We start from the raw sequence: 17,063 nt of genomic DNA on the forward strand, positions 1-17,063 counted from the left end.
GGCGCGTCAGCGCCTGATACCGGGGTTTTGATGCGGGGTTTTTTGATCCTGCCGGTATATCAGTGTGGCGGGCCCAGTTCAGTGGGATCCATCAGGGCGGTCTCCGGCGTGCAGCCCAGCTCGCCGGGCTCAAGCCGGATGGGCGCAGGCCGCACCCGCGAGACCACACCGTCCACGCGGGCAACGAGAACGCAATCGCCGGGTGCGGCTCCCATGGCAACGCCTATGCTGTCACTGACCACGACCACAGCAGGCGGGGCGAGCTCCTCGTATTCACCCGTGGGTGCTTCCAACAACGCCAGTATCCGTGAGGCGATGTAGTCACCATCGCCATCGGGCACTGCTGCTGGGGTCATTTCGGAAAGCACTCGTACCGCTGCCTCTTCCGCGTTGGCAGCTACTACAAAGCGGATGCTGGTGTCGATTGGCGGAATGACAGGAGCCACATTTGCCGGACATGGTTGTTCGCGGAAGTAATCGTCACCCTCCCAGACCCGCCTGTCGTTTGCGCCATATCGATCGAACTCAACTTCGTAGCAGGCATCAAACGGTTTCGCGGTGGACGTGCCCGGCATCTGGACCCGAAACGTCAGGGCTCCGAACGGATCCTCTACGCGGTCCGCCTCCCGCTCCTCGATGCCCACCAGGCTCAGCGTGGCGGCGGTCTCGGCATCGTTACTCATCAGATCGACGGCGGACCGTGCGAAACCGTTGATGTCGTTATGGCGGTCACCAGCGAAAGACCTCACAAAGTTGCCAAGGAACTCCCGTGCGAAGGTGCTGCGGGAAGTCATGGACGCACCCGAGCATCCGGCCAACGAGACTGCAATCATCAAGACCACGGCGGTTCGGGATACATATCCGGTGAGCATGGTGGTCAGTCTAGGGAGTTCGCTTCTGCGTGCTGGAAGATGTGCCACCCGCCCATAGGTACCACGTGCCTGCGCTGCCCTAGAATTTGAGGCACACGGCCATGATTTTGGTCGTGGGAACTGCTTCTCCAAAGTGGGTGCCGGCAGCGAAGAAGCGGAGTATCTCCGGGAGGTTGTTGTGTTCCAGACCAGCAACGAAGACATCAGGAGAGCGTTCAACAAGAACGCCCGTCACTATGACCGATGGATGTTTTTCTTTGAGCGCCATGTCGCTGCGGGGGCCCGGGCCTGGGCTGTTTCGATGGCCCGCGGAGCGGTAATTGAGATAGGCGTGGGCTCCGGCCTGAACCTGCCGCTGTATGGTCCCGATGTACAGCACGTGACAGGAATTGAACTTTCCGAAGAAATGCTCGCCATCGCCCGCAAGCGCGCGGAAGAAAGCAGGCTCAGTCGCGTCGAGTTGCATCATGGTGATGCGCAGGCCTTGGCCTTGCCGTCAGAGACTGCCGACACCGTCATCTCCACCTTCACGTTCTGCACCATCCCTGATCCGCTTGCCGCCAGCCGTGAGGCATACCGTGTACTCCGCCCGGGCGGGTTGTTCGTCCTGGCTGAACACGGGCGGTCAACGAGTGTTTTGGCACGTGCCGTTATGCGCGCGATCGAACCACTGTGCATCCGCATCAGCGCAGATCACATAACCCGTGATCCTGTGCCGTACCTGCAGAGCGCGGGATTCACCATCACTGAAGTTAGGCGCGGCGGACCAGGCAATGTCGTTTTTCGGATTCTTGCAAGCAAACAACAAACCCCATGACGCCGGACCTTCTCATGCCTTAGGAGCGCACCAAGCGGGCCTGCACCCAAGACGGGAGCTGTTAGCTGGCTGAGCGGCGGCGAGACGCCACGGCAAAACCGGGTTACGCTAAATTTCGTGTCGCATCCTCGCCTGGGACCCAGCGTCCATGACCGGAACAACGCCCTTGCCGAAGCTCTGAGCGTGCTGCGGACCGAGCTGGAGCTGCCGGGACCGTTCCCTGACGATGCGCTCAAGGATGCCCTCGAGTCCGTGGAAAACCACAGGCTTCCGGAGTTCGATCTGACGCACGTTGAATTCATCACGATCGATCCCGCTTCTTCGACGGACCTGGACCAGGCCCTGTACATCGAGCGTGCCGGCCAGGGTTACCGGGTGCTCTACGCCATCGCGGACGTCCCTTCCTTCGTCGCGGCCGGTGGACCGCTCGATGCGGAAACCCGCCGCCGCGGACAGACCTTCTACGCGCCCGATGGCCGGATTCCGCTCCATCCGGAGGTCATCAGCGAGCAGGCCGGCAGCCTACTGGCGGACCAACTGTGTGCGGCCTATGTCTGGGAATTCGGGTTGGCTGCGGACGCCGGTGTCGAATCGATGAACGTACGCCGGGCGGCCGTGCGCAGCCGGGCCAAGCTGAGCTACGCGGGAGTGCAGGCGGAGCTCGATGCCGGCACGGCCCGTCCCGTGCTCGAACTCCTGAAAGAGGTGGGCCTCAAGCGGGTTGAACTTGAAAGGGCCCGCGGCGGAGCCAGCCTGAACATTCCAGAGCAGGAAATCGTGCAACTGCCCGACGGCGGTTACCGGATTGCCGCCGCGCCACAGCTTCCCGTGGAGGACTGGAATGCCCAGCTTTCGCTGATGACAGGTATGGCGGCGGCGTCCCTGATGGTGGCTGGCAAGGTGGGGATACTGCGTACCATGCCGGCACCGGACGAACGCTCACTGCGGCACTTTAAGCGGCAGACCACCGCCTTGGGCAAGCCCTGGGATGATTCCCTCAGTTACGGCGAATACCTGCGTACCCTGGATCCCGCTGATCCGCGACAGCTGGCCGTCCTGCATTCGGCGGGGATGCTGTTCCGCGGCGCGGGCTACACCACCTTCGACGGCGCCGTCCCCGACAATTCCGTGCAATCAGCCATCGGTGCACCCTACGCCCACACCACTGCTCCGCTGCGCCGGCTGGTGGACCGGTTTGTGCTGGTGATCTGTGAGGCCCTGAGCAACGGACGCGAAGTCCCGCACTGGGCCCGCGAGGCCCTTCCGGAGCTCCCGGCAATCATGGCCTCCTCGGACCAGCTGGCCGGGAGGATGGAGCGGATGGCTCTGGATACCGTTGAGGCGGCCCTCCTGGTCAACCACATCGGCCAGGAATTCGACGCTACAGTCATCTCCGGTTCCAAACCCGCCAAGGCAAACGGCGGCAATGGTAACGGCGCAAACAGCAACGGCAAGTCCAACGGCAACGGCAGGCCGTCAGGGACTATCCAGATTGCTGACCCAGCGGTCACTACGCGTTGCTTCGGCGAAATGGAATCCGGCACCCTGGTCCGCGTCCGCCTGGTCAGCGCAGATATTGCCGCCCGGCAGGTTCATTTCGAGCTGGCGGACTGAGCTTGCGGAGCGGCGAAATGCCGGGTCGTCAGGTAATCCCTACCCGTACGGCTAGACTGGAAGGGTAGAAATGGATGCCCGGTCGTTGATTTTGCAGAAAATACAAATTCAACAAGCCCGCCCCTACGCGATCTTGAGAAACACCCGTTGGTCACCAGTGCCAGCATCAGATAGCCCGCGATCGGCTTCCACTGGAATTGCCTGCGTGTCAGAGCGTGCTCCGGAACGGCCCACCCGGCCGCACCGTTGAGCAGGCCGCGCAGCCCAAATGAATAAGGAAACTCCACTGTGAGTGAATTGCATACCCACCAGCTTTTGACTGATGAGTCCGGCCTGGAAATCCTTGAGCCGGAAGAAACCATCATTTCCGACGAAAAGCCGCACGAAATCGAAGCACTGACCTTTGCGGACTTCAAAGTCCGCGCCGACATCGTCGAGTCACTTGCCGACGCCGGCATCACCCATCCGTTCCCCATCCAGTCCATGACCCTGCCCGTGGCGCTCTCCGGGCACGACATCATCGGTCAGGCCAAAACCGGTACCGGCAAGACCCTGGGCTTCGGTATCCCGGCCCTGCAGCGCGTCGTAGGCCGTGACGATGCCGGCTTTGACAAGCTTCCCGTGCCCGGAGCCCCGCAGGCCCTGGTTATTGTTCCCACCCGTGAGCTCGCCGTCCAGGTGGCCAACGATCTGCAGACTGCGTCCCGTAAGCGGAACGCGCGGATCGCCACCATCTACGGCGGCCGTGCCTACGAGCCCCAGGTTGATGCGCTGCAGAAGGGCGTCGAAGTTGTGGTTGGTACGCCAGGCCGCCTGATCGACCTCTACAAGCAAAAGCACCTCAATCTGAAGAACGTCAAGATGGTCATCCTGGATGAGGCTGACGAGATGCTGGACCTGGGATTCCTGCCGGACGTCGAGACCCTGATCGCAGGTACTCCCGCGGTCCGCCAGACGCTGCTCTTCTCCGCCACCATGCCTGGTCCGGTCATCGCCATGGCCCGCCGCTACATGACGCAGCCCACGCACATCCGTGCCGCCGATCCGGACGATGAAGGCCTGACCAAGCGGGACATCCGCCAGCTCATCTACCGTGCGCACAGCATGGACAAGATCGAAGTTGTTGCGCGCATCCTGCAGGCCCGCGGCCGCGGCCGCACCATCATCTTCACGAAGACCAAGCGCACCGCTGCCAAGGTTGCCGAGGAACTGGTAGACCGCGGCTTCGCTGCCGCCGCCATTCACGGCGACCTCGGCCAGGGTGCCCGCGAACAGGCGCTGCGGGCCTTCCGCAACAACAAGGTGGACGTCCTGGTGGCCACCGATGTGGCCGCCCGTGGCATCGATGTTGACGACGTAACGCACGTCATCAACTACCAGTGTGTCGAAGACGAGAAGATCTACCTGCACCGCGTGGGCCGTACCGGCCGTGCGGGGAACAAGGGTACGGCAGTGACGTTCGTGGACTGGGACGATATGCCTCGCTGGGGGCTCATCAACAAGGCTTTGGGGCTCAGTGTTCCAGAGCCTGTGGAGACGTACTCATCCTCGCCGCACCTGTTCGAAGAACTGGACATCCCCGAAGGCACCAAGGGACGCCTGCCTCGCGATAAGCGGGTTCTGGCCGGCGTTAACGCCGAGGTTCTCGAGGACCTCGGTGAAACCGGTAAGAAGAACACCCGTGCTGGATCCGGTGCCGGTGGCACCACACGCAGCGGAGACCGCCGTGGGGACAGCCGTGGCGACCGTGGGGACTCCAAGGGTGGCCGGGATGCCGGTCGCAGCGGTGGCCGGAACAGCGGTGACAGCGGACGTGGCAGGAACCAGGAACGTGACGGAGAAGGCGCTGGGCGCCGGCGTCGTCCGTCAGCTGAAAGCACCTCCGTGGAAATTGCCTCTGAGGGCACTTCCGCAGCGAGCGCGTCCAACCAGGGCACCTCCACTGCTGCTGCGGGGACTTTCGCTGACTCCGTTGCCAGGGCAGACGCCGAACAGCCCTCCCGCGCCCGCCGCAGCCGGACCCGCACCCGTCGTCGTAATGGCGAAGTGGTTTCCAACGGCGAATCGGACGGTGCCGGACAGAGCAGCACCGAGGCTCCCTAGTAAGGATGGCCGAATCCGTCTGGGCGCCGGACGGCAGCAACCTGGTGGTTCATGCGGACAACGCTACGTTCCTCCCAACGCTGCCGGACGGCGCCTTCACACTCATTTACGTGGATCCGCCATTCAACACCGGCAGGGTCCAGCGGCGCCAGGAAACCAAGATGGTGTACTCGGTGGATGGCGACGGCGACCGGGTCGGCTTCAAGGGCCGGTCCTACAGCACCATCAAGGGCGCCCTGCACCGCTACGACGACGCCTTCAGCGACTACTGGGCTTTCCTGGAACCGCGACTGGTCGAGGCGTGGCGCCTGCTGGCCGATGACGGCACGTTGTACCTCCATTTGGATTACCGGGAAGTCCACTATGCCAAGGTCATGCTGGACGCGATCTTCGGCCGCGAATGCTTCCTCAACGAAATCATCTGGGCGTACGACTATGGTGCCCGGGCCAAGAACCGGTGGCCCACCAAGCACGACAACATTTTGGTGTACGTCAAGAATCCGGGGCGGTACCACTTTGACAACGCGGAGGTGGACCGCGAGCCGTATATGGCGCCGGGTCTGGTGACGGCTGCCAAGCGCGAGTTGGGCAAGCTGCCCACCGATGTCTGGTGGCACACCATAGTTTCTCCTACCGGCAAGGAAAAGACCGGCTATCCCACCCAGAAGCCCGAGGGCCTGGTGCGGCGCATTGTCTCCGCTTCAAGCCGCCCGGACGACTGGTGCCTTGACTTTTTTGCAGGATCGGGCACGTTGGGCTCGGTGGCCGCCAAACTGGGCCGGCGCTTTGTCTGCGTGGACCAGAACCTGCCGGCCATCGACGTGATGTCCAAGCGGTTGGGTTCCTACGCTGAGATCCTGTCCTTCCCGGCTGACTGAGTCGGTCACCGGATTCCGGGGTTCAGGACCAGCTCTGGATAAAGGCGTGGACGGCGTCGGCAATCATCTGTACGGCAATGGCGGAAAGCAGCAGTCCGGCAATCCTGGTCACCAGCTCCACGCCGTTCTCGCCCAGGACCCGCTGAACCACTCCGGCAAACCGCATGGCCAGGTACAGCGAGGCCAGGGTGGCCGTTATGCCCAGGCCTACGGCCAGGAATTGGGGAGGGGTCGAAGACTGCTGCACAAACACCATCACGGCCACAATCGCGCCCGGTCCGGCCATCAGCGGGGTTCCCAAGGGGACGAACGCCACGTTCTTGTATTTGGCCGCATTCTCCTCGCCGCTGGTTGAACCCGTCAGGAGCTGCAGCGCAATCAGCACCAACAGCAGTCCGCCGGCGCCCTGGAGCGCGGCCAGCGAGATGTGCATGTAGTTCAGGATGGACTGGCCGAAGATGGCGAAGGCTACGATCACGCCGGTAGCCACGAGCAGGGCCTGCAGGGCGGAACGGTTGCGGTCTTTTGCGCTCATCTGAGCGGTCAGGGACATAAAGATGGGCACCGTTCCCGGTGGATCCATGATGACAAAGAGGGTAACGACGACGGACGCCAGCAGCTGCAGGTCAATCCAGTCCATCAGCGAACCACCGTGGTGCCCGTGCCCATGGCTTCAATACGGGCAAACACCTCGGGATCCGTGGTGTTTTCGCCAAGGATGTTGGTCTTTCCCGTCCCGTGATAATCAGAAGAGCCGGTGATCAGCAGGTTATGCCGCGCCGCCAGCCCGCGAAGGAATTCCCGCCCCTCCTCGGGATTGTCCCGGTGGTCGATCTCCAACCCGGCCAGTCCGGCGTCGATCATCTCCTGGTAGGTCTTCTCCCCCACCACCCTGCCGCGCGATGAGGCCACCGGATGCGCGAACACGGGCACGCCACCGGCGGCGCGGACAAGTTCGACGGCGAGCGCCGGCTCGGGCGCGTAATGCGTGACGAAGTAGCGGGATTTCGAGGTCAGGATGGAGGCAAATGCTTCCGTCCGGTCGCTCACCACGCCGGCGGCGACCAGGGCATCGGCGATGTGCGGACGTCCCATCGTGGCCCCGGGTGCCACCTGGTGAATGACATCGTCCCACGTCAGCGGGTAGTCCTCGGCAAGTAGCGAAACCATACGCTCAGCACGGGAGAGTCGGGCGTCCTTGGACTTGGTGATCTCTTCCAGGAGCCCGGTGTGGGTGGGATCGTGCAGGTAGCTCAACAGATGGACGCTGATACCTTGTTCGGTCCGGCACGAAATCTCCATCCCTGGCACCAGTACGATACCTTCGCGGACGGCAGCCAGTGACGCCTCGGCCCAGCCAGCGGTGGAATCATGATCGGTCAAGGCAATAACATCCAGGCCGGCGCGGGCCGCAGATGCGATGACGTCGGCGGGTGTTTCCGTACCATCGGACACATTCGAGTGTGCATGCAGGTCTATCTTCACCAGCCAAGCCTAATTGACCACGCCGGTCCACTGTTGGCCACACCCGGAGCCGTGGTGAGACGATGGGACGGTGAATGACGCAGAAACCACCTCCCTCTCCGCTACCCAGCCCTTGGAGGAGCGTGTCAACAACCGCTCCCAGCGGCCAAATTCCCCTGCTTTCAAGGCGTTTATGGCCAGCAACTGGGCGCCAACGGATCCTTCCCTGCCGCCCCGTGACGCAGTGGCAGACCATGCTGCACGGCGCCGGCTCAGCATCTCCAAACTGTTCAAGGGCGAGCGCCTGGTGATCCCGGCCGGACCCCTCAAAGTCCGTTCCAACGACTGCGATTACCGTTTCCGCCCGCACTCAGGCTTCGCGCACCTCACGGGCCTGGGACTGGACCACGAACCCGACGCCGTGCTGATTCTGGAGCCGGTTGCGGAAGGTACCGGCGACGACGGCGGCAACCACCACGCCACGCTTTACTTCCGTCCGCTGGCCGGCCGGGACACGGAGCAGTTCTACGCAGATTCACGCTCCGGCGAGTTCTGGATTGGCCCGCGTCCCACCTTGGCTGATTTCGAGGCTCGCCTGGGCTTGCCCACCGCCCACATTGACGGCCTGGAACTGGCCATCACTAAAGACGTGGGCGCCCCGGAAATCGGTGGCATCTCCATCCGCTTGGTGCGCAAGGTGGACGAAAACATCGACGCCCTGGTGGACACAGCCCGGTACAACACCGCCCGTGACCCGGAGAACCTGGATCTTGAGGCACTGGATGCCCTCGATGACAAGCTTCCGGAGGCCCTGTCCGAACTCCGGCTCCGGAAGGACGACTGGGAGATCGAGCAGATGCAGATCGCCGTTGCCGCCACAGTGGAAGGATTCGCCGACGTCGTCCGTGCCCTACCGCGCGCCCTGACGCATCCGCGCGGTGAACGTGTGGTGGAGGGCGCCTTTTTTGCCCGCGCCCGCGAAGAAGGAAATGAGCTGGGCTACGACACCATCGCGGCCTCCGGGAACAACGCCACCATCCTGCACTGGACCCGCAACACGGGCCGGGTCAAGGCTGGTGAACTGCTCTTGCTGGACGCCGGCGTTGAAGCGGATTCCCTGTACACGGCAGATGTAACCCGCACCCTGCCGGCCACCGGTACCTTCAGTGATGTCCAGCGCAAGGTGTACCAGGCCGTCCTGGACGCAGCCGACGCCGGATTCGCCGCAGCGCAGCCGGGTGCCCTCTTCCGGGACATCCACACTGCTGCAACCACCGTTCTTGCCGAGCGGTTGGCCGAGTGGGGCCTGCTGCCCGTGTCCGTCGAGGAAGCAATCAGTCCAGAGGGCCAGCAGCACCGGCGCTGGATGCCGCATGGCACCAGCCACCACCTGGGTCTGGATGTCCACGACTGCGCGCAGGCCAAGCGGGAACTTTACCTCGATGGCGTGCTGTCCGAGGGGATGGTGTTCACCATCGAACCAGGCCTGTATTTCAAAGACGAAGACCTTGCCATCCCCGAGGAGTACCGCGGGATCGGTGTGCGGATCGAAGACGACGTGTTGATGACCGCCGATGGACCGGTTAATCTCAGCGCCGCCCTGCCCCGGAAGCCCGACGCCGTCGAGGACTGGATGGCGGGCATCCAACGCGAAGCAGACGCCGGGAAGTAACGATGCCCCACCAGACAGCTGAATCGGGCACATAAAAAGGGACGGCAGCCGCCGTCCCTTTTTATGTGCCCGCTACTGGTGCTGTTGCGGAGTCCCGCCCTCGCGTGGGCCTTCACCTTCGCCGCGGTCGTCATCTTCCGGCTTCTTGACGTCCGTGATGCGGACCCCGTACTGGGGGCGTCCATCAGGGAGATCGGGGTAACGTACGGCGCGGCGGGGCTCGGGAGCGGGCTGCGGCTGCTGCTGCTCACCGGATTGTGGTGCGCCAGGAACGGGAGGCTGGTGGCCCTGGTCCCGACCCTGCTGCTGGCCGTAGGGGTCAGTCCATCCGGACGGCCGTTCCGGAGCCTGCCCTGGGTGCTGGACCGGGGGCTGCCAGGGCTGCTGGCCAGGTTGCTGCCAGGGCTGCGCTGAAGCGTGCCCGCCTGCTCCGGCCTCAGTGGGGGTCATAGGCAATTGCTGCAACAACCGGCGCGCTTCATGTGCCGACTCGGGGGAAACCACCACGTTATAGGTGGTGGCCACCACCTGGCTGGTGGAGGTGAAGTCGCGCTTTCCACGCTGCATGGCGTAGGTGACGATACCGAACAGCATAAAGAACGCCGCACCCATCAGGACCGAGGTCAAGATGGAAAAGTATCCCGGTGACGTCGAGAAGAAGGACAGCAGGACGCCGACGAACAAGCCGAACCACATGCCGCTCAGTGCCCCGGACAACGCCACCCGGGGGTAGCTGAGCCGGCCGGTGACGCGCTCCACCATTTTGAGGTCATTACCCACAATGGAGACCATCTGCACCGGAAACGCCTGGTCCGCGAGATAATCAACAGCCTTCTGTGCATCCAGGTATGACGAGTAGGTGCCTACGGTGTCGCCGGTGGGAACGGTCCGGGACTCATCAGGGCCGGCGGGCCCGCCGGCCCTGGGAGTACCAAAAATGTTTGACATACCACCCATTCTTGCCCATGGACCTGAGTATCCGCTGCAGATTCAGCTAAAAGAGAGCAGACTCGGTAGCCTGTAGAAGTGAGCACCAATGTTTCGCGTGTGTTTGTTGCACGTCTCCTCGGCCTGGACGTCTTTGACCCGCTTGGCGACCGCCTGGGCCGGTTGAGGGACGTTGTTGTGCTCTCCCGAGGCACCCGCGGGGCCCCGCACGTAGTGGGCATCGTCGTCGAAGTTCCCGGAAAGAAGCGCGTCTTCGTGCCAATGACCCGGATTACCTCGATCGACCAGACCCAGATCATCTGCACAGGTCTGGTCAACCTTCGCCGCTTTGAACAACGCGGCGCGGAAATGCTGGTTGTGGCCGAACTCTTTGACCGCCGGGTCACGCTGACTGACGGCAGCGGTGACGCCACCATCGAAGACATCGCCATGGACCAGCAGCGCTCACGCGACTGGATGGTCAGCAAGCTATTTGTCCGGCGCGGTCACAGCCTGTCGCCGCTCAGCAGGTTGCGCCGCAACGAAACCCTGATCATCGACTGGGCAGATGCTGTCCACGGATCACGCACCGAACCGCAGGGGGCCACACAGTTCGTCGCCACCCACGAGGACCTTAAACCGGCTGACTTCGCCGAGGCCCTCCACGAAATGAGCGATAAACGCCGCTTTGAAGTTGCCAGCGAACTTCAGGACCAGCGACTGGCCGACGTCCTGCAGGAACTCCCGGAAGATGACCAGGTGGAGATCCTTTCCGCCCTGGACGTGGAGCGAGCCGCGGATGTGCTGGAGGAGATGGACCCGGATGACGCGGCCGACCTTCTGGCCGAGCTTCCCACCGCCCAGGCTGAGGAACTTCTGCAGCTGATGGAACCCGAAGGCGCCGAAGATGTCAGGCGCCTGTTGGAGTATGACGAAGACACCGCCGGCGGCCTGATGACCCCGGTACCCGTCATTCTGCCGCCCGAAGCCACGGTAGCCGAGGCTCTGGCCCACGTCCGTCGCGAAGAGCTCTCCCCGGCCCTCGCATCTTCGATCTTTATCACCAGACCGCCGCTGGAAACACCCACCGGCCGGTTCCTTGGCGTCGTGCATATCCAGCAGCTGCTTCGTTATCCGCCGCCCGAGCCCTTGGGTAATCTGCTGGATAAGAACCTGGAACCGGTGTCAGACCACGCCCATATCAGCGAAGTCGCCCGGAGCCTGGCCACCTACAACCTGAACTCACTTCCCGTCGTCGATGAGGACGGTCACCTTGTGGGGGCGGTGACTGTTGATGACGTCCTGGATCACTTGTTGCCCGATGACTGGCGCGCCCACGAGGGCGAAACCCCTATAAGGAAACTCGGAGGACGCATTGGCTGAACCGAATTCATCCAAGGGCTCACGCGATTCCCACCGCCACCAGAAAAATCGTGGCGAGGGCCTGGACACCCCACTGAGCGCACGTCAGCGCCTGCTGCCCAAGTTCTCTCCCAACCCCGATGTCTTTGGCCATCACACAGAGGGGTTTGCCCGGTTCATGGGTACGCCGCAGTTCCTCCTCTACATGACGCTGTTCTGCGTCTTCTGGCTGGCCTGGAACACGATTGCTCCTTCCAACTGGCAGTTTGACTCACGTGATCTGGGTTTCACGCTGCTGACGCTGATGCTTTCCCTGCAGGCCTCCTATGCAGCGCCGCTGCTGCTACTGGCGCAGAACCGGCAGGACGACCGGGACCGGGTCTCCCTCCAACAGGACCGCCAGCGCGCTGAACGCAATCTTGCCGACACTGAATACCTCACCAGAGAACTCGCATCACTGCGGATTGCCCTGCGCGAGGTGGCCACGCGGGACTACGTCCGTGCAGAGCTGAGGTCCCTTCTGGAGGACCTGCTGGAAGCCCAGGAGGAACAGCAGCACCACGATCCATCCCACAGCAGCGGCGCACCGGATGCTCCGCGCGAAAAGCACAGAGACCGTGTCAAGGACAAACGGGACCGGCGCAATCCCCGCACGCAGCAGATCCCCAGGGTCCGCAAACCAGATGCAGAATCCGCACCGCCCGCAGACCCCACCGAAAGCTGAGCCTCGTCCGTGAGCACCCCCCTGCAAGAGGCCGTTAGCGCCGCCCTGGCAACCGTCATCGATCCGGAACTCAGGCGTCCCATCACCGAGCTGGGCATGGTGGAGTCTGTGGAGATTTCCGACGGCGGCCACGTGAGCCTGGTTGTTCTGCTCACCATCTCCGGTTGTCCCCTCAGGGACACCATAACGGCTGATTCCCGTGATGCATTGGCGGCCGTCCCGGGGGTGACGGGTGTGGACGTCGAACTTAAGGTGATGAGCCAGGCGCAGCGCGACGCCCTAAAGGAACTCCTCCGCGGTGCGGGCGGCCAGCGCGGCATCCCCTTCAACCAGCCGGGATCCCTTACCAAGGTCTTCGCAGTGGCCAGCGGAAAAGGCGGAGTCGGCAAATCGTCCGTGACCGTAAACCTGGCCTGTTCCCTGGCCGCACGCGGTCTCCGGGTGGGGATTGTGGACGCCGATGTGCACGGCTTCTCGGTCCCTGCGCTGATGGGCATCACGCAAGCCCCTACCAGGGTGGATGACCTGATCCTGCCTCCGGTGGCCTACGGCGTCAAAGTCATCTCAATCGGCATGTTCGTCACCGGGAACCAGCCCGTAGCCTGGCGCGGACCGATGCTTCACAGGGCGTTGGAACAGTTCCTCACGGACGTGTACTTCGGCGATCTGGATGCCCTGTTCCTGGACCTGCCGCCCGGCACCGGCGACATCGCGATTTCGGTCGCGCAACTGCTGCCCCAGGCCGAAATCCTGGTGGTAACCACTCCGCAGTCAGCTGCAGCGGACGTTGCTGAACGGGCTGGCGCCATCGCCACCCAGACAGGGCAGAAGATTGCCGGTGTAGTGGAAAACATGTCCTACCTGGATCTGCCGGACGGAAGCCGCATGGACCTGTTTGGCAGCGGTGGCGGAACACTCCTTGCGGAGCGGCTGTCGGCTACCGTCGGCGGAAATGTCCCGCTGCTTGGGCTGATCCCCCTTGACATCAAGCTGAGGGAAGGCGGGGACGCCGGAACACCGATCGTCCTGGCCGAGCCGGAAACAGCAGCGGCAAAGGCATTGGCCGGCATCGCAGAACAGTTGGCTGCCAGACCACGCGGGCTTGCTGATATAAAGCTCGGGTTGCAGCCGCGCTAGTTACCGGCGGCCATGGCTCCGCAAGGGCGCTAAGAGTGTCAGGTAGCTTCGGCGTCGAACGGGGGGCTTTCGCCCTCGGCCAGGCGCGGAATCACACGCTCCGCAGTCGCGGCCGGCCTGGCGGCATCCTGCGAGGCAATAACAGCAGCGGCTGACACGGCTGCCGGGGTGGCAACTGCGGCCGGAGCGTCGTCCAGCAGGGCTTCCTTGATAATCCGGCGCGGATCGTACTGGCGGGGATCGTACTTTTTCCAGTCGACGTCATCAATGTCGATGCCGACTTCGTCCTTGATCTGCTCCCGCGCCCCGGAGGCCATCCGCCGCACTTCCCTGACAAGGTTGGTCAGCTTCTGGGTGTATTCGGGCAGCCTTTGGGGGCCGATCACCAGGATGCCGATGATCAGCAGAAGAAAGAACTCCGCGCCGTTGATTCCAAACACCCTAGGAAGATTACCCTCTCTTGGGCACAAGTGACGATTCAGGCTGAATCAGTGCCTGCAGGCAATCTTTTCACTGGGCCGGAAGGCCCAGCATTACCCTGAAACCGCGGCCAAGGCGGTCACTGAGGGAATCGTTCGGCGGTTCTTCCGTAGCTGGTGCGGTGTCAGGCCCCGCCGGGACTCCCGCAGAAACGCCCCGCTCTGCGGCCAAGCCGGCCCGGACCAACTCCTGCAGAGCTTCGGCATGGTCAGGGCCGAGCTGGGAGCCCGGTCCGGCATCGGCAAAGTAGCTGAAAGTAGCGTTACGTGACCGATAGATCACGGCCACGGGATTACTGGCGCGCACCCAGGCCTCGGACCCGCTCCCCGGCGCCGCTGTGGAGCCCCCCGGAATCCCGGGCGCAGCTACAAAACCGTCCTCTGACGCCGGACGTCCGGTCTGGACATTGATCGGCTCAGCGGTTCCAAGGCCGCCTGCACCAGCGTGCTGCTCCACCACCGTGACGCCCTGCCCGCCCTTGGACAGACGGAACTCAACAGCCGGCGCACCCTGCCGCGACACCGCCTTGGCGGATACGAGCCGGAATCCCGCCGACGTTAGCTCGGGGCATGCCCAGCCTGCCTCCCGGAGGGCAGCCAGGTCCGCTGTTGTGAGTTCCCTGGACTGGTCAGCAGGGGAAGAAACAGAATCCCCGGCGCGTCCGCCGGCAGCGGTACCTGAGCCAGCATCTGCCGCGACACCACCGGACACGAACGACTTGGGACTGACGGCAGTGGCCGACGTCGGACGTTCAGCCTGCGGCGACTGTTCCCCGCCCAGGAGCAACGCCGTAGCGGTGAGAACCCCTGCTGCAGCGAGGGCGCCCGAGGCAGAGGCGGCAACAATCCGTAGTGCCAGGCTGCCCTGTGCGCCGACAGGCTCGCGCGCGGCGGCGAGGACATGGGTGCGCTCCAGGAGCCGGGCAGTGAAATCGGTGCTGGCGGACGGAATTTCGGCCGACCGCAGCCGCTCCAGATACCGCCGCTCGCGCTCCACCGCCGCCCGACACTCAGTGCAGGTGCGCAGGTGTTCAGCACCACGGTGGTGCTTCCGCAGCGAATTGCTGAATGGGCCCATGGCGCCGATCAGCGAAGTCCCGCGATGCGGGGCATCGCAAGCCGGGGCTTGCGGGAATGGAGCGGACGGGGGTCGCGGTGTGCCAGCTTTTCTCGGAGCATGGTGCGTCCGCGGTGGATCCTTGAGCGCACGGTGCCAAGTTTCACCCCAAGTGCCTCCGCCACTTCGTCATAGGACAGGCCTTCGAGATCGCACAGCACGACGGCGGCACGGAAGTCCGGCGGCAGTTCCTCCAGCGCGGCCTGGACGTCCAGGTCCAGGTTGTTCAATTCAAAGCTTTGCTCCGGCCCGGGCTCGCGGCCGGGGATCCGCGACTCGGCGTCCTCTGCCAACGCATCGAACCGGATCCGGCTCTTTCGGCGCGCCTGGTCAAGGAAGAGGTTGGTAGTGATCCTGTGCAGCCAGCCGTCAATGGTGCCGGGCCGGAAGTTCTCCAACGACCGGAAAACACGGACAAAAACTTCCTGGGTCAGGTCCTCGGCGTCGAATTTGTTGCCGGTCAGCCGGTAGGCGAGGCGGTATACCTTCGCTGAGTGGTTGGTGACCACTTCTTCCCAGGTGGGGCGGACCCACTCACTGGTGATCTCTTGTGCTGCAGGGACAGGTGCCACAACTGATGATGACATCGTCCACTCCCCTCGTGGATTGCTAACGCCCGGATAGTTACATCTGTTATTCGGCGCCGATCACCACTTGGCTGACCGGATATTTATCATGGCAGGTTTCGCTGGGAATTTCCTGAATCCAGTAACCTCTGTCACTACGTTAGTATCATCGCGCGCGCCGCAGCGGGCGGCTGCAGGGCAGCTGCACCGGGACACAGTACGCTGGAACCACCATGTCCCCACCCGCCCAGAAAGCGAACACCCATGAGCGCCGATAAGTCCACCAGCTGGTCCTACGCAGAAGATCTGCCTGCCGAGGATGAGATTCTGATGCGCGCCCGGGAACGGTCTTTTGAGCTTGGCGTGACGCCGATCGGACGTGGTGTAGGCGCTGCCCTCACAGTGTTCGCCGCAGCCTCAAAGGCGCAGACCGCCGTCGAAATCGGCACCGGCGCCGGCGTTTCGGGAGTCTGTCTGCTGCGCGGTCTCGGCCCGCAGGCCGTACTGACCACCATTGACGTTGACGTTGAACATCTTCGGGCTGCCCGCGAAGCCTTCCTGGAATCAGGGAGCCCCGCCAACCGGACCCGGACCATTTCCGGGCGGGCCGGCGATGTCCTGCCCCGGTTGACCGATGCCGCCTACGATCTCGTTTTCATCGATGCGGACAAGCCCGGCCTGCCCGGCTATGTGGACCAGGCCATCCGGCTCCTGAAGGCCAGCGGACTCCTGATCATTAATGACGCGTTGGACAAGGACCGCGTGGCCAATCCGGCCGCCCGGGATGCCAGCACTACAGTGCTCCGCCAGGTTGGCAGGTCTATCCGCGATGACGAGCGTCTGGCGTCGGCCATGCTGCCCACCGGAGACGGGCTCCTGGTAGCCGTAAAGAAGTAGTGTCGCTGCAGAGAAATCAGCAAAAAGCAGGGTCCGCGGCGATTGCCACGGACCCTGCTTTTTGCTGATTGGTTATTCGGTGACGCCCACCAGGCATTCCTTGAGGTTGGCCGCCTCGGCAGCATTCAGTTCCACCACGAGCCGCCCGCCGCCTTCGAGCGGGACGCGCATGATGAGACTGCGGCCCTCCTTAGTGACTTCCATAGGGCCGTCGCCGGTGCGAGGTTTCATAGCCGCCATGAGGAATTCCCTCCAATAGTCCCAGGACATTCCAGCCCGGTCGGGCTGTGTCCGCACTTCAAGCGACGCGCGGCCGCAGCTGCGGACCATGCCGCAGCCATCACCGAACATTGCTGGATGTCGTGTCCTTGCTTGCACCTATTATCCCGTAATTCCGCAGCAGGGGCTAATCGATGGACATTCCCGGTGCGGCA

General features: G+C 63.4%; 17 protein-coding genes. 9 read left to right on the forward strand and 8 right to left on the reverse strand.

Going from position 1 to position 17,063, the window contains the following annotated elements; translation table 11 throughout:
- Positions 1–59 precede the first annotated feature (59 nt).
- A complete protein-coding gene (locus AC50X5_RS02905; RefSeq protein ID WP_494974641.1) occupies positions 60–872 on the reverse strand; it encodes a hypothetical protein in 813 nt (270 codons plus the stop codon).
- A 133-nt stretch (positions 873–1,005) separates the two neighbouring features.
- Between AC50X5_RS02905 and AC50X5_RS02910 the strand changes: the two genes are divergently transcribed.
- The 4 genes from AC50X5_RS02910 (at position 1,006) to AC50X5_RS02925 (ending at position 6,284) form a co-directional block, all read left to right on the forward strand.
- Positions 1,006–1,689: a class I SAM-dependent methyltransferase gene (locus AC50X5_RS02910; protein WP_494974642.1), complete on the forward strand. Its 684-nt coding sequence runs from the start codon at positions 1,006–1,008 to the stop codon at positions 1,687–1,689.
- A 117-nt stretch (positions 1,690–1,806) separates the two neighbouring features.
- Positions 1,807–3,303 carry an RNB domain-containing ribonuclease gene (locus tag AC50X5_RS02915; RefSeq protein WP_494974643.1) on the forward strand — a complete coding sequence of 499 codons (1,497 nt, stop codon included), beginning with the start codon at positions 1,807–1,809 and terminating at the stop codon, positions 3,301–3,303.
- 288 nt (positions 3,304–3,591) lie between these two features.
- On the forward strand, positions 3,592–5,406 hold the full coding sequence (locus AC50X5_RS02920; protein ID WP_494974644.1) for a DEAD/DEAH box helicase: 1,815 nt from the start codon (positions 3,592–3,594) through the stop codon (positions 5,404–5,406).
- Positions 5,407–5,411: 5 nt separating this feature from the next.
- Complete coding sequence (locus AC50X5_RS02925) at positions 5,412–6,284, forward strand: DNA-methyltransferase (protein WP_494974645.1); 873 nt, start codon at positions 5,412–5,414, stop codon at positions 6,282–6,284.
- A gap of 22 nt (positions 6,285–6,306) precedes the next feature.
- Here AC50X5_RS02925 and AC50X5_RS02930 read toward each other — a convergent pair whose 3' ends face one another.
- Together AC50X5_RS02930 and AC50X5_RS02935 are read right to left on the reverse strand one after the other, a co-directional pair.
- Positions 6,307–6,915 carry a MarC family protein gene (locus tag AC50X5_RS02930; protein ID WP_494975216.1) on the reverse strand — a complete coding sequence of 203 codons (609 nt, stop codon included), beginning with the start codon at positions 6,913–6,915 and terminating at the stop codon, positions 6,307–6,309.
- 8 nt (positions 6,916–6,923) lie between these two features.
- Positions 6,924–7,769 (reverse strand): PHP domain-containing protein, encoded by an 846-nt coding sequence (locus AC50X5_RS02935; RefSeq protein WP_494974646.1) that lies wholly within the window; start codon positions 7,767–7,769, stop codon positions 6,924–6,926.
- A gap of 70 nt (positions 7,770–7,839) precedes the next feature.
- Here AC50X5_RS02935 and AC50X5_RS02940 point away from each other — a divergent pair, with 70 nt between their 5' ends.
- On the forward strand, positions 7,840–9,420 hold the full coding sequence (locus tag AC50X5_RS02940; RefSeq protein WP_494974647.1) for an aminopeptidase P family protein: 1,581 nt from the start codon (positions 7,840–7,842) through the stop codon (positions 9,418–9,420).
- 72 nt (positions 9,421–9,492) lie between these two features.
- Here the strand turns inward: AC50X5_RS02940 and AC50X5_RS02945 are convergent, their stop codons facing one another.
- Positions 9,493–10,368 (reverse strand): YflT domain-containing protein, encoded by an 876-nt coding sequence (locus tag AC50X5_RS02945; RefSeq protein ID WP_494974648.1) that lies wholly within the window; start codon positions 10,366–10,368, stop codon positions 9,493–9,495.
- 78 nt (positions 10,369–10,446) lie between these two features.
- Here AC50X5_RS02945 and AC50X5_RS02950 point away from each other — a divergent pair, with 78 nt between their 5' ends.
- From AC50X5_RS02950 to AC50X5_RS02960, 3 genes are read left to right on the forward strand one after another with little or no spacing between them, the layout of a single operon-like run.
- A complete protein-coding gene (locus AC50X5_RS02950) occupies positions 10,447–11,730 on the forward strand; it encodes a magnesium transporter MgtE N-terminal domain-containing protein (protein ID WP_463934535.1) in 1,284 nt (427 codons plus the stop codon).
- Complete coding sequence (locus AC50X5_RS02955; protein ID WP_494974649.1) at positions 11,723–12,433, forward strand: DUF1003 domain-containing protein; 711 nt, start codon at positions 11,723–11,725, stop codon at positions 12,431–12,433. Before AC50X5_RS02950 ends, AC50X5_RS02955 begins: the two co-directional genes overlap by 8 nt.
- A 9-nt stretch (positions 12,434–12,442) precedes the next feature.
- Positions 12,443–13,570 carry an Mrp/NBP35 family ATP-binding protein gene (locus AC50X5_RS02960; RefSeq protein WP_494974650.1) on the forward strand — a complete coding sequence of 376 codons (1,128 nt, stop codon included), beginning with the start codon at positions 12,443–12,445 and terminating at the stop codon, positions 13,568–13,570.
- A 38-nt stretch (positions 13,571–13,608) separates the two neighbouring features.
- Here AC50X5_RS02960 and AC50X5_RS02965 read toward each other — a convergent pair whose 3' ends face one another.
- The 3 genes from AC50X5_RS02965 to sigE form a co-directional block, all read right to left on the reverse strand.
- Positions 13,609–14,010 (reverse strand): twin-arginine translocase TatA/TatE family subunit, encoded by a 402-nt coding sequence (locus tag AC50X5_RS02965; RefSeq protein WP_494974651.1) that lies wholly within the window; start codon positions 14,008–14,010, stop codon positions 13,609–13,611.
- 70 nt (positions 14,011–14,080) lie between these two features.
- Positions 14,081–15,127 (reverse strand): hypothetical protein, encoded by a 1,047-nt coding sequence (locus tag AC50X5_RS02970; protein ID WP_494974652.1) that lies wholly within the window; start codon positions 15,125–15,127, stop codon positions 14,081–14,083.
- 8 nt (positions 15,128–15,135) lie between these two features.
- A complete protein-coding gene (gene sigE / locus AC50X5_RS02975) occupies positions 15,136–15,753 on the reverse strand; it encodes an RNA polymerase sigma factor SigE (RefSeq protein ID WP_463934540.1) in 618 nt (205 codons plus the stop codon).
- A 243-nt stretch (positions 15,754–15,996) separates the two neighbouring features.
- On the opposite strand from sigE, the gene AC50X5_RS02980 reads away from it, so the two are divergent.
- Positions 15,997–16,629, forward strand: coding sequence for an O-methyltransferase (locus tag AC50X5_RS02980; RefSeq protein WP_493984422.1), 633 nt, complete (start codon positions 15,997–15,999; stop codon positions 16,627–16,629).
- Between the two features lie 72 nt (positions 16,630–16,701).
- On the opposite strand, the gene AC50X5_RS02985 is transcribed toward AC50X5_RS02980, so the two are convergent.
- Complete coding sequence (locus AC50X5_RS02985) at positions 16,702–16,869, reverse strand: DUF3117 domain-containing protein (protein ID WP_009357720.1); 168 nt, start codon at positions 16,867–16,869, stop codon at positions 16,702–16,704.
- Positions 16,870–17,063 lie beyond the last annotated feature (194 nt).

It is taken from the genome of Pseudarthrobacter sp. MDT1-40-2 (genome assembly GCF_059383595.1).